The organism is Caulobacter sp. FV2ye17ST, assembly GCF_058680955.1.
Genome location: NZ_CM178727.1, coordinates 3612986 through 3628692, shown reverse-complemented (window position 1 = coordinate 3628692; position 15707 = coordinate 3612986). Strand labels below are relative to the sequence as shown.

General features: G+C 66.3%; 13 protein-coding genes, 1 tRNA gene and 1 pseudogene. 5 read left to right on the top strand and 10 right to left on the bottom strand.

Going from position 1 to position 15707, the window contains the following annotated elements; all coding sequences use genetic code 11:
• Positions 1–94: 94 nt before the first annotated feature.
• Positions 95–1294: a class I SAM-dependent DNA methyltransferase gene (locus ACW17V_RS17370; protein ID WP_492106299.1), complete on the bottom strand. Its 1200-nt coding sequence runs from the start codon at positions 1292–1294 to the stop codon at positions 95–97.
• Between the two features lie 205 nt (positions 1295–1499).
• On the opposite strand from ACW17V_RS17370, the gene ACW17V_RS17365 reads away from it, so the two are divergent.
• Positions 1500–3407 (top strand): O-linked N-acetylglucosamine transferase, SPINDLY family protein, encoded by a 1908-nt coding sequence (locus tag ACW17V_RS17365; protein ID WP_492106298.1) that lies wholly within the window; start codon positions 1500–1502, stop codon positions 3405–3407.
• Between the two features lie 53 nt (positions 3408–3460).
• Here ACW17V_RS17365 and ACW17V_RS17360 read toward each other — a convergent pair.
• The 5 genes from ACW17V_RS17360 to ACW17V_RS17340 all read right to left on the bottom strand — a co-directional run bounded on the left by ACW17V_RS17360 (position 3461) and on the right by ACW17V_RS17340 (position 6874).
• A tRNA-Ser gene (locus ACW17V_RS17360) sits at positions 3461–3550 on the bottom strand.
• A 106-nt stretch (positions 3551–3656) separates the two neighbouring features.
• A complete protein-coding gene (locus ACW17V_RS17355) occupies positions 3657–4076 on the bottom strand; it encodes a PaaI family thioesterase (RefSeq protein ID WP_492106297.1) in 420 nt (139 codons plus the stop codon).
• A gap of 68 nt (positions 4077–4144) precedes the next feature.
• Positions 4145–4990: an MBL fold metallo-hydrolase gene (locus ACW17V_RS17350; protein ID WP_492106296.1), complete on the bottom strand. Its 846-nt coding sequence runs from the start codon at positions 4988–4990 to the stop codon at positions 4145–4147.
• A 112-nt stretch (positions 4991–5102) separates the two neighbouring features.
• Positions 5103–5804 carry a hypothetical protein gene (locus ACW17V_RS17345; RefSeq protein ID WP_492106295.1) on the bottom strand — a complete coding sequence of 234 codons (702 nt, stop codon included), beginning with the start codon at positions 5802–5804 and terminating at the stop codon, positions 5103–5105.
• Positions 5805–5899: 95 nt separating this feature from the next.
• Positions 5900–6874: an RluA family pseudouridine synthase gene (locus ACW17V_RS17340; RefSeq protein ID WP_492108821.1), complete on the bottom strand. Its 975-nt coding sequence runs from the start codon at positions 6872–6874 to the stop codon at positions 5900–5902.
• A gap of 146 nt (positions 6875–7020) precedes the next feature.
• On the opposite strand from ACW17V_RS17340, the gene ACW17V_RS17335 reads away from it, so the two are divergent.
• Positions 7021–9369, top strand: coding sequence for a TonB-dependent receptor (locus ACW17V_RS17335; protein WP_492106294.1), 2349 nt, complete (start codon positions 7021–7023; stop codon positions 9367–9369).
• Positions 9370–9423: 54 nt separating this feature from the next.
• On the opposite strand, the gene ACW17V_RS17330 is transcribed toward ACW17V_RS17335, so the two are convergent.
• Positions 9424–9729, bottom strand: a complete 306-nt coding sequence (locus tag ACW17V_RS17330; protein ID WP_492106293.1) for a ferritin family protein — start codon at positions 9727–9729, stop codon at positions 9424–9426.
• Between the two features lie 76 nt (positions 9730–9805).
• Here ACW17V_RS17330 and ACW17V_RS17325 point away from each other — a divergent pair, with 76 nt between their 5' ends.
• The gene (locus ACW17V_RS17325; RefSeq protein ID WP_492106292.1) at positions 9806–11512 is read left to right on the top strand and encodes an alkaline phosphatase D family protein; all 1707 of its coding nucleotides are present in this window, start codon (positions 9806–9808) and stop codon (positions 11510–11512) included.
• Here ACW17V_RS17325 and ACW17V_RS17320 read toward each other — a convergent pair.
• Together ACW17V_RS17320 and hisI are read right to left on the bottom strand one after the other, a co-directional pair.
• Complete coding sequence (locus ACW17V_RS17320) at positions 11509–12135, bottom strand: LysE family translocator (protein WP_492106291.1); 627 nt, start codon at positions 12133–12135, stop codon at positions 11509–11511. The genes ACW17V_RS17325 and ACW17V_RS17320 overlap by 4 nt on opposite strands.
• A pseudogene (gene hisI / locus ACW17V_RS17315) lies at positions 12125–12542 on the bottom strand (phosphoribosyl-AMP cyclohydrolase); the annotation flags it as partial. The gene ACW17V_RS17320 and the pseudogene hisI, both read right to left, overlap by 11 nt.
• Positions 12543–12599: 57 nt before the next feature.
• Between hisI and ACW17V_RS17310 the strand changes: the two are divergent.
• Positions 12600–13484 carry a DUF817 domain-containing protein gene (locus ACW17V_RS17310; protein ID WP_492108820.1) on the top strand — a complete coding sequence of 295 codons (885 nt, stop codon included), beginning with the start codon at positions 12600–12602 and terminating at the stop codon, positions 13482–13484.
• Between the two features lie 2 nt (positions 13485–13486).
• On the opposite strand, the gene folE is transcribed toward ACW17V_RS17310, so the two are convergent.
• A complete protein-coding gene (gene folE / locus ACW17V_RS17305) occupies positions 13487–14122 on the bottom strand; it encodes a GTP cyclohydrolase I FolE (RefSeq protein WP_492106290.1) in 636 nt (211 codons plus the stop codon).
• Between the two features lie 193 nt (positions 14123–14315).
• Here folE and cysS point away from each other — a divergent pair, with 193 nt between their 5' ends.
• Entirely contained in the window at positions 14316–15707 is a 1392-nt protein-coding gene (gene cysS, locus ACW17V_RS17300) for a cysteine--tRNA ligase (RefSeq protein WP_492106289.1), read from the top strand.

The following is a 15707-nucleotide window of genomic DNA, read 5'->3' as shown; positions in this document are numbered from 1 at the left end:
TCTACGATCCGTACACGGAGGTCAGGGGCCGGCGGCGTCGAGCCAGATCTCGCGCACCCGGGCGATCAACGGATGCGGCGGCGCGGATACCGGTTCAGGCGATCCGCCGGAACACGTGCAGTGTTCCCTCAACGGCCGCCGTCCCTTCGTGGCGCAGGGCGATGGGTTCCTGTTCCACAAGCGCGAAACCCGGCGCGGCGACTTGCGCCACATAGGCGTCGGCATGGGAGAAGCGGCCCGAGCTCAGCAGGGTCCAGCCGTCTGCCCCGGCCTCCGTGCTCAGGGTGAACACTCCGCCGGGCCGAAGCGCCTTTTTGGCGGCGCGGAACAGGTCCGAAAGGTCGCCGAAATAGATCACCATGTCGGCCGCGAAGACCAGATCGAAGGCCCCTGGATGTGCGTCAAGGAAGGCGACCGCCTCGGCCTGGACCAGCAGGTCATAACCCCCGCGCGCCTGCGCCCGATCCAGCATGCCGCGTGACAGATCGACGCCCGTCAGCCTGCCGCCGAACCGCGCCAGGGCCGGCGCGGAAAGCCCCGTGCCGCAGCCCAGGTCGAGGATCTCGGCGAACTGCTGTTCATGGGCGGCGACCAGTTCCGCCATCCGCTCGGGCGCGCGGTAGTTCAGCAGATCGACCAGCTGGCGGTCGAACTTGTCGGCGAAGCTGTCGAAATGCGCCTCGACATAGGCGGGCGGCGCGCGATCGACCGCCGCGCCGCTGACCGCCTGCTGCAGATAGGCCTGGATCTGATCGTCCGGGTTTCGCGCCAGCCGCCAGGCGCCGACCGCCGCCGCCGCCGGGGCGTGTCCGAACACGCCGAGGATCGCGAAGGCCTCGCGGGCGATCACCTCGATGTCTTCGGCCTCGGCGCCCGCCAGGGCGGGATAGCGGGCCAGGGCGGCGTCCACGGGCCCTTCGATCATGCTCGCGAAGGTGCGCGCCCGGGCATGGGTCAGCCGCGCGTTGGTCGCCAGGGGCTCGAGCGCCGCCGCGCGCTCGAAGGCTTCCGCGCATCCCGCGAAATCGCCGGTCATGTAGAGGCCCTGGGCCAGGCAGGCATGCCAGACCGCCGGCGCGTCGGGCGTCGACGCGGCCTGACGGAGGGGCGCGACGGCGTCCGCGAAATCTCGGGTCGCCATACAGGACAGGCCAAGGCCCAGCATCGCTTCGCCCAGCGTCGGGTCTATCGACAGCGCCCGGGTGAAAGCCTCCCGCGCCTCGGGGTGGCGGCCCTCATTGCTGGCGATGACCGCCTGTTGCAGCCAATCCTCGGCGCTGGTCTCGTCGGTCACGGAAGCCTCTGAATAGGGCGGGGTTGGCCGCAGACGCTGATGCTCGCGTTTGTGGCGAGCCCGCAGCTTCTGTCATGAAAGGGAATCGAGAGGACTGGCGAACGCTTGGATGATCTCAGGTCTCGCTGAATCAAGATAGTCTGGGATATCAGCCGGGAATGGCCCAGCTCAGCGGCCCAACCGTATCCAAGGTAGCGAACGGATCATGACGAGCAATATGCCAAACATCGATCTTGCAGATCCGGGCGCCAACCTGCGCGAGGCAGTTCGTCTGCATCGGCTCGGCCAGATCGACCTTGCCGAGAGCTACTACAGGGCTGTGCTGGTCCGGGTGCCGGCGGAGCCTGACAGTCTTCATAATCTTGGCCTGATCTTGCAGTCGCGCGGCGATTTTCCGGGGGCGATGGGGCTGTGGAAGGCGTGTGTCGACCAGAACTCCGGCCGGTCCGGAACCTACAATGCAATGGGAGGGTTGTTGGCAAGGCTTGGGCGAGCAAGCGATGCGTTGGCGGCGCACGAGCAGGCCCTGACGATTGCATCCGACGATATCGACGCCCTCAATTCGCGCGGCAATCTGCTGGTGCGTCTTGGTCGAAGCGCTGAGGCGCTAGCCTCATACGACCGTATCATCGCGATCAACCCCGATTATTCGCGCGCACATTTCAATCGCGCAGGGCTTTTGTCGATGCTGGGTCGATCTGACGAGGCGGTGCTGAGTTGTCTTGAGGTTTTGAAGCTTGAGCCGGAAAACGGCGCTGCGCAAAGTCTGAAGTTTCGTGAGCAGCTCAAGATCTGCGACTGGTCCGACTATGACTCCACCGCAGCGGCGCTCGAGCAGCGCCTGCGGATGGGAGCAGACGTTGATCTGCCTCACGCCATGCTCGCCTATTGCGATGATCCAGAGACTCAGCGGATCTGTGCGGAAGCCCATCTGCGTAAACGTTTTCAGAGCCCGATTCAGCCGCTTTGGACGGGCGAGATCTATCGCCACGACAAGATTCGCATCGCCTATGTTTCGTCAGATTTTCGCAATCATCCCGTCGCTCATCTGATCGCAGGCCTGTTTGAGCGGCATGACCGAGATCGCTTCGAGATCACGGGCTATGCGCTGGGACCAAGATTGGACGATGCGTATCGCCAGCGTATCCAGGCCGCGTTTTCTAGGTTTCACGACGTCGCCCAGGTCAGCGACCTTGAGGTCGCCAGCATGATCCGGGCGGCCGAAACAGATATCGTGATCGACCTGAACGGCCTTACCGCCAATTGCCGACCTGGAATCTTCGCCCACCGTCCGGCTCCGATCCAGATCAACTATCTAGGCCATCCGGCGACCCTTGGCAGGGCGCTGGCGGACTACATTCTGGCCGACGCCATTGTCGCACCTCCGGGCGCGGATGCGAATTTCAGCGAGCAGGTGATCCGCCTGCCATACAGTTATCAGGTTAATGATGACAGGAAGCTGATAGCGAGCCACGCGCTTGACCGGGCTCAAGCGAGGTTGCCGCACGATGCTTTCGTGTTTGCGTGCTTTAACGCCAGCCACAAGATCAATCCGCCGGTTTTTGACGTCTGGATGCGACTATTGGCTGCGGTTCCAGGCAGTGTGTTGTGGCTGCTTGAGGGGCGCGACATCGTGGTCCGTAATCTGCGCGCTGAGGCCCAGGCGCGGGGTGTTTCTCCCGATCGCCTGGTGTTTGCGCCCAAGGTCGCCCTGGAAGATCATCTGGCGCGCCATAGGCTGGCGGATCTCTTCCTCGACACCTTGCCGTACAATGCACACACGACGGCCAGCGACGCACTTTGGGCGGGCCTCCCCGTGGTCACCTGTGTCGGGCGAAGCTTCGCCGCCCGCGTGGCCGCCAGCCTGCTGTGCGCCGTTGATCTCCCGGAACTGGTCACCGAGAAGCTCGAGTCGTACGAAGCCCTCGCGCTTGAGCTCGCGCGCGAGCCGCAACGACTGGCAGCCCTGAAGCTCAAGCTGTCGACCCAGGTTGCAACAACGCCGCTATTCGACACTGATCTATTCCGAAGCCACATCGAGGCAGCTTTCACCGTCGCCTGGGAGCGCTATCAGCGCGGGGAGTCCCCGGCAGCTTTTGACGTTGCCGTATGAGCGCCGCCCTGATCGCCTAGCGGGTTTCGCGGCAGCCGTTTTTTCAAGGGTGGTGGCGGAGAGGGTGGGATTCGAACCCACGGTGCCCTTCCAGGCACGCCGCATTTCGAGTGCGGTACATTCGACCACTCTGCCACCTCTCCAGGCGCCGTTTTCGGGGCGGTTTTGACGCCGCCCGAGGTCGAGGGCGCGATACCTAGCGGCGTCGCCGCCGTTGCGCAAGCCCCTGTGCGAGGCTTTCTGTCGCGGTCACGCGCGGGGATGCAAAACCATCTGGGTGCAGCGGAAAAGCGCGATGGTCTTGCCGGTCGTTTCGGCCGTGACGACAGCGTCCCACACCTGTGTGGTGCGTCCGCCATGGACCAGCCTGGCCTCGCACAGCACGCCGCCCTCGAGCGCCGTGCCCAGGAAGTTCGACTTCAGTTCGAGGGTGGTGAAACCCGATGCGCCGGGCGTCAGCGAGACCATGCAGCCATAGCCGCAGGCGCTGTCGGCCAGGGCGATGACGCTGGCGGCGTGCAGGAAGCCGTTGGGCGCCATGTGGTGCGGGGCGACGGTGAAGCGGCCCTTCACATAGCCGGCGCGGGCCTCCAGCCATTCCAGACCCAGATGGTCGGGCAGATGGCCGGCCTGGCGTTCGGTCAGCATGGCGCTGAAATCATCGGCCATGGCGGCCTCCATATGTTTCGTGCGCGAAGCATATGGGGGGGGTGATCGGTGTGGGGGCAAGTTCGTTCTTAAAAAGAACTGATATCCGTCGGCGGAAAGCGGTGGCCGTTTTCACCCTCTGGCGGCAGCTTTCCGGAGCGAATGGCCACCCGCAGGGCCTGGGCCGGATAGGGCAGGGGCGGCAGGGCGGCGTCGGCGGCCTGGCGGGCCGCGACGAAGGTGGGCAGGTCGACGCCGTCGCGTAGCTGCACGTTCTGGGCGCGTTGCTGGGCGACGGTGGTGGTCTCCGCGCCCTCGGCGGCCTCCCAGCCGGCCAGCAGGCGGGTTTCGCCGGGCAGGGACAGGAACTTGCGGGCGTCGGCATAGAGGGCCTGGACGTCGGCGCCGGGCAGGTCGGCGCGGCCCGCGCCGAGTTCCGGCGACAGCACAACGTCGCCCGTGAACAGCACGTCGCCGATCTGATAGGCTACGGCGCCGGGCAGACGGCCGGTGACGGCGTGGGCGGTGATTTCCAGCCCGCCCATCGGCATGACTTCGCCGTCCTGGGCCAGCTTGTCGAAGTCCCAGCCTTCCAGGTCGACGCCGTCCTCGCCCATGGCCGGAGCCAGGCGCTTCAGGCTTTCGATCACGCCGGCCCCGATGCAGACCGAGGCGCCGGTTTCGTATTTCAGATGGCCGGCCGCCGACAGGTGCGTGGCGTGCAGGCCGGTTTCCAGGATCCAGGTCGGGCCCATGTCGCGGGCGCGGATCATGGCGATGATCGCATCGACGAAGCTGGTGTCGGTGGCCTGGGTTTCCGGATCGAAATCCAGAACCGGATCGACGATCGCGCACAGCAACGTGGCCGGATCGACAACGAGATAGGTCACCGTTCCCGTCGCGGGATGATGGTGAGCGATAATTTCCGGCTGCATGCGAACGCCTGATAGATCCCGATAGCGAGACCATGACGCCAAGCTATTAAGCATCCGCGAACGCCGGGCCTCTGTACGAAGATCGTTTCGGTCTCCGCGGCGGGTGAACCGGTCAGCGCGATCCTTCGGGCGCGCAGGGACTGGTCTGGCCGCGCATCTGGGTCGCCCACAGCGGCTCTATATAGCGGTCTCCGGCGCGGAAGGCCGGGGCGCAGCCTTCGGGCGGGGCCCTGCGGTCGCCGCCGACGGCAAGGGAAATGGCCACAGACTGCTGCTTTCCGCCGCGGCCCCAATAGCCCGGCCGGCCCAGGCCGACGCTGTCGCCGTTCCAGCCGCCGCGATCATAGCCATAGCCGCCGTCGCCGTAACCGTACCCATCCTGGGGATAGAAGACGGTGTTCCTACCATGGTCGGTCTGGGAATAGGCCAGGCCGAGGGTCGACGTCTCGCCGATCGGGATCAGGGTGGAGACATAGGCGCTGCGATAGCCCCCGGTGCCGACGGTGACGCCGGCCGAGCCGTGGATCTTGCGCGGGGTGTCTGCGTCAGATCGTCCCAGGCCCGCCAGTCCTTCGCGGTCTTCGAGGGCGGGCGAGGACTCCAGGAAGGCGGCGATCTGTTCGTCGGTGGTCAGGGCGCGGGGCGCGGGCGTCGGGGCGACAGGCGCGACCTGGGCCTGGGCGGCGGCCTTGGCGTCGAGGCGGTGGGCGGCGGTCGACACGGCCTCATCCTCGCTGGCGACGGCCTGGGCGAAGACGGGGCTGGCGAGGGCCAGGCCGGCCAGCAGAACGAGAAGCGATCGCGACGAGGTCATCAAGGCCTTCCGGGAAGCGGCGTTACTAGCAGCCTAGGCCGCCGCGCCAGCCGAATTAGGGCGCGATTGTAACGCGACCGCAAGAGACGGTTGTCTCAGAGCGCCTTGAGGCCCGCTTCAAGCGCCGCCATGTCGGCGGGTAGCGGCGTTTCGAAGCGCAGGGCCTCGCCGGTGATGGGATGGACAAAGCCCAGCACCGCGGCGTGCAGGGCCTGACGCTGGAAACCGATCTCTTCGATCACGGCCTTCACGCCGGCCGCCGGTGGTCCGCCGCCATAGACCGGGTCGCCCAGGCAGGGCGCGACCTTGCTGGCCAGGTGGACGCGGATCTGGTGGGTGCGGCCGGTCTCCAGCCGGCAGGCCACGCGGGCCGCCACCGGCTTGTCGGCGGGGCCAAAGGCTTCCTCGACGCGGTAGTGGGTGATGGCCTCGCGGCCGCCGCTCTTCAGGATCGCCATCTTCTTGCGGTCGTGCGGCGAGCGACCCAGCTGGGTCTGGATCGTGCCGTGGGCCGGATAGGGCGCGCCGCGGGTCAGGGCGATGTAGAGGCGGTCGATGTCGTGGGTGGAAAACAGCGCCGACAAGCCCTGGTGGGCGGCGTCGGTCTTGGCCGCGACCATGACCCCGGAGGTTTCCTTGTCCAGCCGGTGGACGATGCCGGGCCGCGCGACCCCGCCGACGCCGGACAGGCTGCCCCGGCAATGGTGCAGCAGGGCATGGACCAGGGTGCCAGTATAGTTGCCCGGAGCCGGATGGGCGGCCATGCCGGCCGGCTTGTCGACCACGATCAGGTGGGCGTCCTCATAGAGGACGGTCAGGGGGATGTCCTCGGGCGAGGGTTCGGCGGCGATCGGGGCCGGGATCTGGAGTTGATAGAGGCCCGCGCGGGCCTTTTGCGAGCCGTCGGTCACCGCCCGGCCGTTCAGGCTGAGCCGGCCGTCGGCGATCAGGGCCTGCAGGCGCGCGCGCGAGAGGCTCTCGAATCGCGTCGCCAGGATCTTGTCCAGGCGTTCCCCGGCGTCATCCGCCGTCAGCGCAACCTCAAGCCGGGCCTCGGTTTGTGGCGCCAGCGCCTCGGTCTCGATGTCGTCTGTATCGTCGTCCAGCGGGCTCAAGGGTGTTTCATCGCTCCGTCGCAATCTCGTCGCGTGTCCGACACGAGCGGCGCCTATCCGCCGGGACCTTAGTTCCAGCTTGTCGTCGAAGGGGATAATCGATGCGCGCGATCCACACCACCTTGCTGATGTCTGCCGCCAGTGTTCTGGCGCTCAGCGTCGCCTCCATGGCCGTTGCGGCCGACGTCGATGCGCCGGCCGAGGCCGCTCAGGTCGAGCAGGTCGTCGTCACCGCGCAGAAGCGCGAGCAGAAGGCCATGGACGTGCCGGTCTCCCTGACCGCCTATTCGGGCTCGACGCTCGAGATGCTGGGCGTTCAGGAATTCGAGGAGCTGTCGCTGTTCGTTCCGGGCTTTGAGGTCCAGAACCAGTCGCCCAACAATCCGGGCTTCGTGATGCGCGGCATCACCTCGGACTCCGGCGAGGCCACCAACGAGCCGCGCGTCTCGGTCTATCAGGACGGTGTCTCGATCTCGAAGTCGCGCGGTTCCTATGTCGAGCTGTTCGACCTGGAACGCGTCGAAGTGGCCAAGGGCCCGCAATCGACCCTCTATGGTCGCGGCGCGCTGATCGGCGCCGTCAATGTCATCCAGGCCAAGGCGCGGCCCGAGCTGGCCAGTTCGGCCAAGCTGGAACTGGGCAATTTCGGCTATCTGATGGCCGAAGGCATGCTCAACGCCCCGCTCACCGACACCCTGTCGGTGCGCGTCGCCACCCGCCTCAAGCATCGCGACGGCTATGTCGAAAACCTGCTGGGCGGCGATGACTTCAATTCCACCGAGACCATGGCCGTCCGCCTGGCCTTCAACTGGCGCCCCAATGAGCGCCTGAACGCCGACCTGCTGCTGAACTATCAGTCCGACAGCCCCTCGGGCACGTCGTTCAAGTCGCTGACCTATCTGCCGACCGACCCGAACACGGGCGCGGTTCTGGGTGATCTGGGCCGCAATTCGGGCGCCGCCCTGTCCACCGTCGCCGGCTTCGAGAATGGCCAGAAGCTGGGCCTGGAGCGCGACGTGTTCAGCGCCACCGCTCTGGTCGACTACAAGATCAACGACGCCTTCTCGCTGAACTCGACGACCGCCTTCCGGCGCTTCGCCGGCGAGGAAATCTTCGACGCCGACGGCTTCTCGCTCCCGCTGTTCACCTTCGCCGAAGACGCCATGGGCAAGTCGGCCAGCCAGGACCTGCGCCTGAACTATGACGCCGGCGGCACGATCACGGCGTTCGGTGGTCTCAGCTACTTCTGGGAAGACGGCAATCAGCGCGTTCCGCTGCTGTTCAACGAAAAGGTGTTCGCGGCCCGCGCCGGCGCCATCCCCGGTTTCGTGCGTCCCAACGTGGCCGGCATGAACCTGATCAACGTCATCCCCAACTTCGCGGCCCTGAAGAGCCAGCATCTCGAAACCTACACCAACTACGGCACGACCAAGTCGTACGACGCCTATGCCGACGTCACCTGGAAGCCGGTCGAGAAGCTCGAGCTGGCCGCTGGCCTGCGCTACACCTATGACGACAAGGAAAGCGGCTACGGCGTCGTCCTGCCCAATGGCGGCTCGGTGCTCGGCGGCAGCACGGCGACCACGCCGCGCGGCCTGTTCGTGCAGCCCACCCTCAATGGTCAGGCCCAATACAAGAGCTTTACCGACAACGGCGTCACCTATCGTGTGGTTGGCCGCTATGCGCTGACACCCAATGCCAACCTCTATGCCTCGGTCGCTACCGGCCGTCGTCCCAAGGTCGTTTCGGGTGGCAACACCGTTCCTGGCGCCGCGGCGCGGTTCACCGAGATCCCGGCCGAAGAAGTCATCTCCTACGAGATCGGCTCCAAGGTGGCCCTGATGGACCGTCGCCTGACCCTGGAAGGTTCGGTCTATCGCTACGATTACGAGAACTTCCAGACCTCGATCCGCAACACGGCGGGCCAGATCGTCTCGACCAATGCGGGTGAGGCCTCGGCCACCGGCTTTGAAGGTCAAACCACCTTCCAGGTCACGGCCAACGCCACCGTGTTCGGCACCTACGCGCACAGCAAGGCCCGCTTCGGCAACGGCCTGTTCAAGGACAACCGTTTCCGCCTGTCTCCGGACGACAGCTTCTCGCTGGGGGCCAATCTGGCTTTCGACGCGCCGATCGGCCGTTTCACCATCACCCCGACCTACACCTGGCAGTCGGAAGTGTTCTTCGACAATGCCAACGACCGCGCCGTGCTGCAGACCACGGGCGACGTGATCCAGGACGAGAAGCAGAAGGCCTATGGCCTGATGAACCTGCGCATCGGGTATCAGCCCAGCAAGGACAGCGCCCTGAAGTTCGAAGCCTTCGCGACCAACCTGCTTGAGCAGGACTACATCAAGGACGCCGGCAACACCGGGGATGCTTTCGGTATCCCCACCTTCATCGCCGGCGAGCCGCGCTTCCTCGGCGTCTCGATGTCGATCAAGCGCTAACAGACGATCTCCGCTCTACCCGGCCTTGGCTGGGTAGAGCGGATTTTACATGACCTAAGCGGTCGCCTCTTCCTCATGGCCGGTGATCGAGCCGTCCTTGAACAGGTACTCGCGCAACTGCTCGTCGGTCTCGGGATCGTCGCGGCGCAGCCATTCCAGGACCATGGCGGCGTGCTCCAGTTCCTCGCGGGCGTTGTGCAGTAGGATCTTCTTCAGCTCGATGTCGTCACAGTCATCCGCACGCTGACGATACCAGTCCACGGCCTCGAACTCCTCGATCAGCGAGGTGATGGCGTAGTGGCGGTTGAGGGTCTTGCGGCTGAGTTTCTCACGTGGAACGTGAAGGCCTTCGCTGGACATGCGTCATCTTCCTGTTGTGCTGTGGCGCTAACGCACGAGACGCCGAAGCGGCGCCGTGGACTAGGGGAATAAGACAATGAAAATCGATCGTCGGAAGGCTCTTGCGTTTCTGGGTCTGGGTGGCGCGGCCGGCGCTGGCGGCGCGGTCTCGGCCCAGCCCCTGAACGTCCACAAAGGCGCGGTCGCCTTTGAACATGGCGTGGCCAGCGGCGATCCGGCCCAGACCTCGGTGGTCTTCTGGACCCGGGTCAAGCCCAAGGCGGCGGGCGACGGCGACATCCTGGTCGATCTGGAGGTCGCCCGGGACCCCGCGTTCAAGACCATCGTCTCGTCCAGCAAGGGCTTGCTTGCCCGGGCCAGCCGCGACTGGACGGTCAAGCATGACCTGGAGGGGCAGGGCCTGAAGCCGGGTACCGACTACTGGTATCGTTTTGTCGCTAATGGCGTGACCTCGCCGGTCGGCCGCACCCGCACCCTGCCGGCCGGGCCGACCAAGGATGTCGTCCTGGCCGTGGCCTCATGCTCGCTCTATTCGAACGGCTATTTCAACGCCTATGACGCGATCGCGAAACTGCCGCGCGTCGACGCCGTGCTGCATTTGGGCGACTACATCTACGAATATGGCGGCGCGCCCACCGACTACGGCATGAATTCGCCGGTCGCGGCCCAGCGGATGCCCGATCCGATGCACGAGATCGTCACCCTGGACGACTATCGCCGCCGTCACGCCCGCTACAAGTCCGATCCCCATCTGCAGGCGGCCCATGCGCGCGCGCCGTGGATCGTGGTCTGGGACGATCACGAGACCGCCAATGACAGCTGGCAGGGCGGGGCTCAGAACCACGATGCCGACAAGGGGGAGGGCGACTGGGCCGCGCGCAAGGCCGCCGCCCTGAAGGCCTATTACGAGTGGATGCCGATCCGCGAGCCGGCCGCCGGCGCCCTGCCCGAGGCCAGCTGGCGCGGCTTCCAGTTTGGCGACGTCGCCACCCTGCTGATGACCGAGACCCGCCTGACCGCCCGGTCCGAGCAGCTGGACTACGCCACCGACCTGCCGATGGCGGGCGGCAAGCCCGACGTGGCCGCCTTCTCGGCCAAGTGGAAGGATCCGGCCCGCCGCCTGGTCGGCGAGGCCCAGGGCCAGTGGCTGGCCGGGCAGGTCTCCGCCTCGGTCAAGGCCGGCAGCGCCTGGCAGGTGCTGGGCAATCAGGTGGTCATGGCCCGCGTCGCGGGCCCCAACCTGCAGACCCTGCTGGGTGAGAAGTTCGAGCCGATGCTGGCAAAGCTGCCGCCCTATATCCGCGAGCGCATCCAGCAGGGTGTGGCGCTGTCGGCCCTGGGCCTGCCCTACAATCTCGACGCCTGGGACGGCTATCCGGCCGATCGCGAGCGGCTCTACGACCTGTTCAAGAGCGCCGGCGCCCATCCGATCGTGCTCTCGGGCGACAGCCATTCGTTCTGGGCCAATGAGCTGTTCGACGAGGCCGGCGCCAAGCGGGTGGCCGTCGAGTTCGGGGCCACCGGCATCACCTCGCCTGGCTATGGCGACATCCTGCCGGGCGTGCCGCTGGGCCAGGCCTTCGCGGCGCGCAACAAGGAGGTCAAGTTCGCCGATCCCGGCGCCAAGGGCTTCGTGCTGCTGACTCTGGAGCATGGCAAGGCGACCAGCGAGATGATCGCCGTCTCCACCATCGTCGAGCCGACCTACACGACGCGCGTGCTCAAACGTTTCGTGGTCACGCCCACCAAGGGCGGCGGGATTGAGGCTCTGGCCGAGAGCTAACGCCGCTCCAGCGCCAGGCGCAGGCCAAAGGCGATGAAGACGCCGCCGGTGATCCGGTCCAGCCACCGGATCACCGAGGCCTCGCGCAGCAGGCCGGCCAGGGGCGCCGTGGCCGCGATCAGCAGCCCGGCCCACATCAGGCCCATCACCACGTGCAGCCCCGCCAGCAGCACGCCGAAGGTGGCCGGGTTGGCGCCGGCCGGCACGAACTGGGGCAGGAACGAGATATAGAACACCCCGACCTTGGGATTGAGCAGGTTGGTCAGCAGCCCCCGCCGCAGCGAGGCCATGGCGCCGCCGCCGGTCGGGGCGATGGCGCCCGGCTCGAAGGCGTCGCGGGGCTTGAGGATCATCCTGATCCCGATCCAGACCAGATAGGCCGCGCCGGCCCATTTCAAGGCGGTATAGGCAAGCTCTGAGGCGGTCAGCAGCGCTCCGGCCCCGCAGGCGGCGGCCACGCCCCAGACCAGACAGCCGATCCCGATGCCCAGCGCCGCCGCGAAAGCCCGACGCGGCCCCTCGGTGGCGGCGGTGCGCAGGACCAGCGCCGTGTCGAGACCCGGGGTGATGGTCAGCAGAAAGGCGGCGAAGCTGAAGGCCAGCAGGGCCTGGAGCGTGGTCATGCGATCTTGTCTTCCCGCTCAACCAGCCGGCCGTCTTCCATCACCCGGTAGAAGCACGAGCGGAAGCCGACGTGGCAGGCGCCGCCGTCGCCCTGCGGACGCACCTTGATCAGCACCGCGTCCTGGTCGCAGTCGACCCGCAGCTCCTCGACGATCTGCAGCTGGCCGCTGGTTTCGCCCTTTTTCCAGAGTTCATTGCGTGAGCGGCTGAAATAGTGGGCGATCCCGGTGTCGACGGTCAGCTTCAAGGCTTCGTCGTTCATCCAGGCCAGCATCAGAATCTCGCCGGTGTCGGCGTGCTGGGCCACCGCGACGACCAGGCCGTCGGCGTTGAAGCGCGGGGCCAGCTGGTCGCCCCGTTCCAGGGCGTGCTTGTCATGGGCGTGTGGGAAGAGGGGCGCGGTCATGCGCTCCATATGGCGCCGACGGACCCCGCTGGGCTAGCCTCGCGCTGTGGAGAATCGATGAACCTCAAGGATCGCATCAAGGCGCAGGTCGCCGTGCTGGACGTCCTGGCCCGACCCTGGGCGCGGCGCTCGCGCTGGCATGGCTACGCGTACGAGTTTCTGCTGTTCGGGCTCAAGCAGGCCTGGGCCTGCCTGTTCGGCGGCCTGATGCTGGCCCTGCTGGTGGGCACCTTTCTGTTCTGGCCCAGGGATGCGGGCCTGGCCCGCTATGATTTCCTCGTCCTCGCCTCGCTGGCCATCCAGGCCTCGCTGCTGGCCCTGAAACTGGAGCGCTGGGACGAGGCGCTGGTGATCTTCATCTTCCACCTGGTCGGCACGGTGATGGAGGTCTTCAAGACCGCCCACGGCTCATGGATCTATCCCGAGCCCAGCCTGCTGCGGATCGGCGGCGTGCCGCTGTTCACCGGCTTCATGTACGCCTGCGTCGGCAGCTATATCGCCCGGATCTGGCGACTGTTCGACATCACCTTCATCCGCTATCCGCCGTTCTGGAGCACCTGGGTCCTGGCGGCCCTGGCCTATCTGAACTTCTTCACCCACCACTACGGGCCCGATATCCGCATCGGGTTGTTCGCCCTGTCGGCGGTGCTGTTCGGGCGCAGCTGGTTCGTCTTCACGCCCGACCAGACGCCGCGCCGCATGCCGATGATCGTGGGCCTGCTGCTGGTGTCGCTGTTCATCTGGATCGCCGAGAACCTCGGCACGGCCGCGGGCGCGTGGATCTATCCCAGCCAGAAGGACGGCTGGACGATGGTCGGGATCGAGAAGATGGGCGCCTGGTACCTGCTGATGCTGATCAGCTTTGTGCTGGTCTCGCTGGTGCACCGGCCGGTGGACGCCTGCGTGGCGCGGATCCGCGAGGGAATCCGCGCCGCCGCGTGAGGCTACTTCCGCGTCACCAGATCCATGAACCGCTGCTGCAGAACCTTGTCGGTCCTGAACACGCCCCTGAACTGGGTGGTGATGGTCGAGACGTCGTGGTGGTGCACGCCGCGGGTGCTCATGCACTGGTGCTCGGCGTCGATCAGCACGGCGACGCCGGCGGCGCTGAGATGATCCTCGATGGCGTCGGCCACCTGCATGGTCATGGTCTCCTGGGTCTGGAGACGCTTGGCGTAGATCTCGACCAGGCGCGCCAGCTTGGAGAGGCCCACGACCTTGCCGGTCGGCATGTAGGCCACCCAGGCCTTGCCCAGGAACGGCGCCATATGGTGCTCGCAGTGGCTCTGCACGTCGATGCCGCGCAGCATGACCATGTCGTCATAGCCCTGCACGTCCTCGAAGGTGCGGCTCAGCTCCTTGGCCGGATCGCCTTCATAGCCGGCGAACCACTCGCCATAGGCGTCGACCACGCGCTGGGGCGTGTCGAGCAGGCCTTCGCGGTCCGGATTGTCGCCGGCCCAGGCCAGCAGGGTCCGGACGGCGGCCATGGCCTCGTCGCGGGTAGGGCGCTGGCCGGGTTCAAGATCAAGACCTGGCTCAGAGCCGATCAGGGTTCGCTCGCGGGACAGGGCGTCCATGTGTTCGGAGGTCTTTCCACGGGCTGAGTTGCGCCAGGACGCCTGTCGCCCTGGAATGACGCGTGCCACCCGTTTCACAGCTACGACCGAGGGCGTCGAAAAGATGACGTGTCGTCGGCGTGTCCAATAGCTATATGGGACCCTCCCGATCCTCCGCAACACCCTCCCGTTACGTCAGGCAGACGCGTTTCCCATGACCTTGAAGCTCCACGACACCCTGACGCGCGAAAAGCGCGTCTTCGTCCCCGCCGATCCGGATCGGGTGACGATGTATGTCTGCGGGCCCACGGTCTACAACCACGCCCATATCGGCAACTTCCGGCCGGTGGTGGTTTTCGACGTGCTGTACCGGATGCTGCGCCACATCTATGGCGAGGACGCGGTGGTCTATGCGCGCAACGTCACCGACGTTGACGACAAGATCAACAAGAAGGCCTTCGAGGAAGGCGTGCCGATCAAGACGATCACCGATCGTTACCTGGCTGCCTATCACGCGGACGCCGACGGCCTGCTGGCCCTGCGTCCGAACCTGGAGCCCAAGGCCACCGAGCATATCGGCGAGATCGTCGCCATGATCGGCAAGCTGGTCGACAACGGATCGGCCTACGCCGCCGAGGGCCACGTGCTGTTCGACACCCAGGCCTTCCCCGACTACGGCCAGCTGTCGGGTCGCGACCTGGACGACATGATCGCCGGCGCCCGCGTCGAGGTCGCTCCCTACAAACGCCACCCCGCCGACTTCGTGCTGTGGAAGCCGTCCAAGGAAAACGAGCCGGTGTGGGACAGCCCCTGGGGCGCGGGCCGTCCGGGCTGGCACATCGAATGCTCGGCGATGATCGACAAGTCGCTGGGCCAGACGATCGACATCCATGGCGGCGGCATCGACCTGGCCTTCCCGCACCATGAAAACGAGGTGGCCCAGAGCCGTTGCGCCCATGACCTGCCGGTCCTGGCCAACTACTGGATGCATAACGGCTTCCTGGATATGTCCGGCGAGAAGATGTCCAAGAGCCTGGGCAACGTGATCCTGCCGCACGAGCTCTTGAAGACCACGCCGGGCGAAGTGATCCGCTGGGCGCTGCTCTCGGCCCACTACCGCCAGCCGCTGGACTGGACGCCCGAGCTTTTGGAGCAGTCCAAGAAGGCCCTGGACCGTCTGTACGGCGCCCTGCGCCGCGCCAAGGACGTGCCTATGGACCAGGCGATGGAGGCCCCCGAAGAGGTGGTCGCCGCGCTTGAGGACGATCTGAACACGCCGCAGGCGATCTCTTGTTTCTTCGAGGTTTCCAGCGCCATCGAGCGGGCCGTCACGGCGGGTGACACCGTGGCCATCGCCGCCAACAAGGCCCGGCTGATCGAGGCCGGCGCCCTGCTGGGCTTCCTGCAGGCCGACCCCGACAGCTGGTTCGAGGGCGACGCCTCCGATGACCTGAAGGCCCAGGTAGAGGACCTGCTCAAGCGTCGCGTCGAAGCCCGCGCCGCCAAGGATTGGACCGCCGCCGACGCCATCCGCGCCGAGCTGGACGCCCTGGGCGTGGTGGTCATGGACGGCCCGGCCGGCGCCACCTGGCGGATGAAGGACTGA

Excerpts from the sequence above, each read along its gene's own strand:
- ACW17V_RS17345 (WP_492106295.1), bottom strand. The coding sequence starts at position 5,804 with ATGACCTCGTCGCGATCGCTTCTCGTTCTGCTGGCCGGCCTGGCCCTC.
- ACW17V_RS17325 (WP_492106292.1), top strand. The coding sequence starts at position 9,806 with ATGAAAATCGATCGTCGGAAGGCTCTTGCGTTTCTGGGTCTGGGTGGC.
- ACW17V_RS17350 (WP_492106296.1), bottom strand. The coding sequence starts at position 4,990 with ATGCAGCCGGAAATTATCGCTCACCATCATCCCGCGACGGGAACGGTG.
- ACW17V_RS17330 (WP_492106293.1), bottom strand. The coding sequence starts at position 9,729 with ATGTCCAGCGAAGGCCTTCACGTTCCACGTGAGAAACTCAGCCGCAAG.
- folE (WP_492106290.1), bottom strand. The coding sequence starts at position 14,122 with ATGGACGCCCTGTCCCGCGAGCGAACCCTGATCGGCTCTGAGCCAGGT.
- ACW17V_RS17335 (WP_492106294.1), top strand. The coding sequence starts at position 7,021 with ATGCGCGCGATCCACACCACCTTGCTGATGTCTGCCGCCAGTGTTCTG.
- ACW17V_RS17310 (WP_492108820.1), top strand. The coding sequence starts at position 12,600 with ATGAACCTCAAGGATCGCATCAAGGCGCAGGTCGCCGTGCTGGACGTC.
- ACW17V_RS17355 (WP_492106297.1), bottom strand. The coding sequence starts at position 4,076 with ATGGCCGATGATTTCAGCGCCATGCTGACCGAACGCCAGGCCGGCCAT.
- cysS (WP_492106289.1), top strand. The coding sequence starts at position 14,316 with ATGACCTTGAAGCTCCACGACACCCTGACGCGCGAAAAGCGCGTCTTC.
- ACW17V_RS17365 (WP_492106298.1), top strand. The coding sequence starts at position 1,500 with ATGACGAGCAATATGCCAAACATCGATCTTGCAGATCCGGGCGCCAAC.
- ACW17V_RS17320 (WP_492106291.1), bottom strand. The coding sequence starts at position 12,135 with ATGACCACGCTCCAGGCCCTGCTGGCCTTCAGCTTCGCCGCCTTTCTG.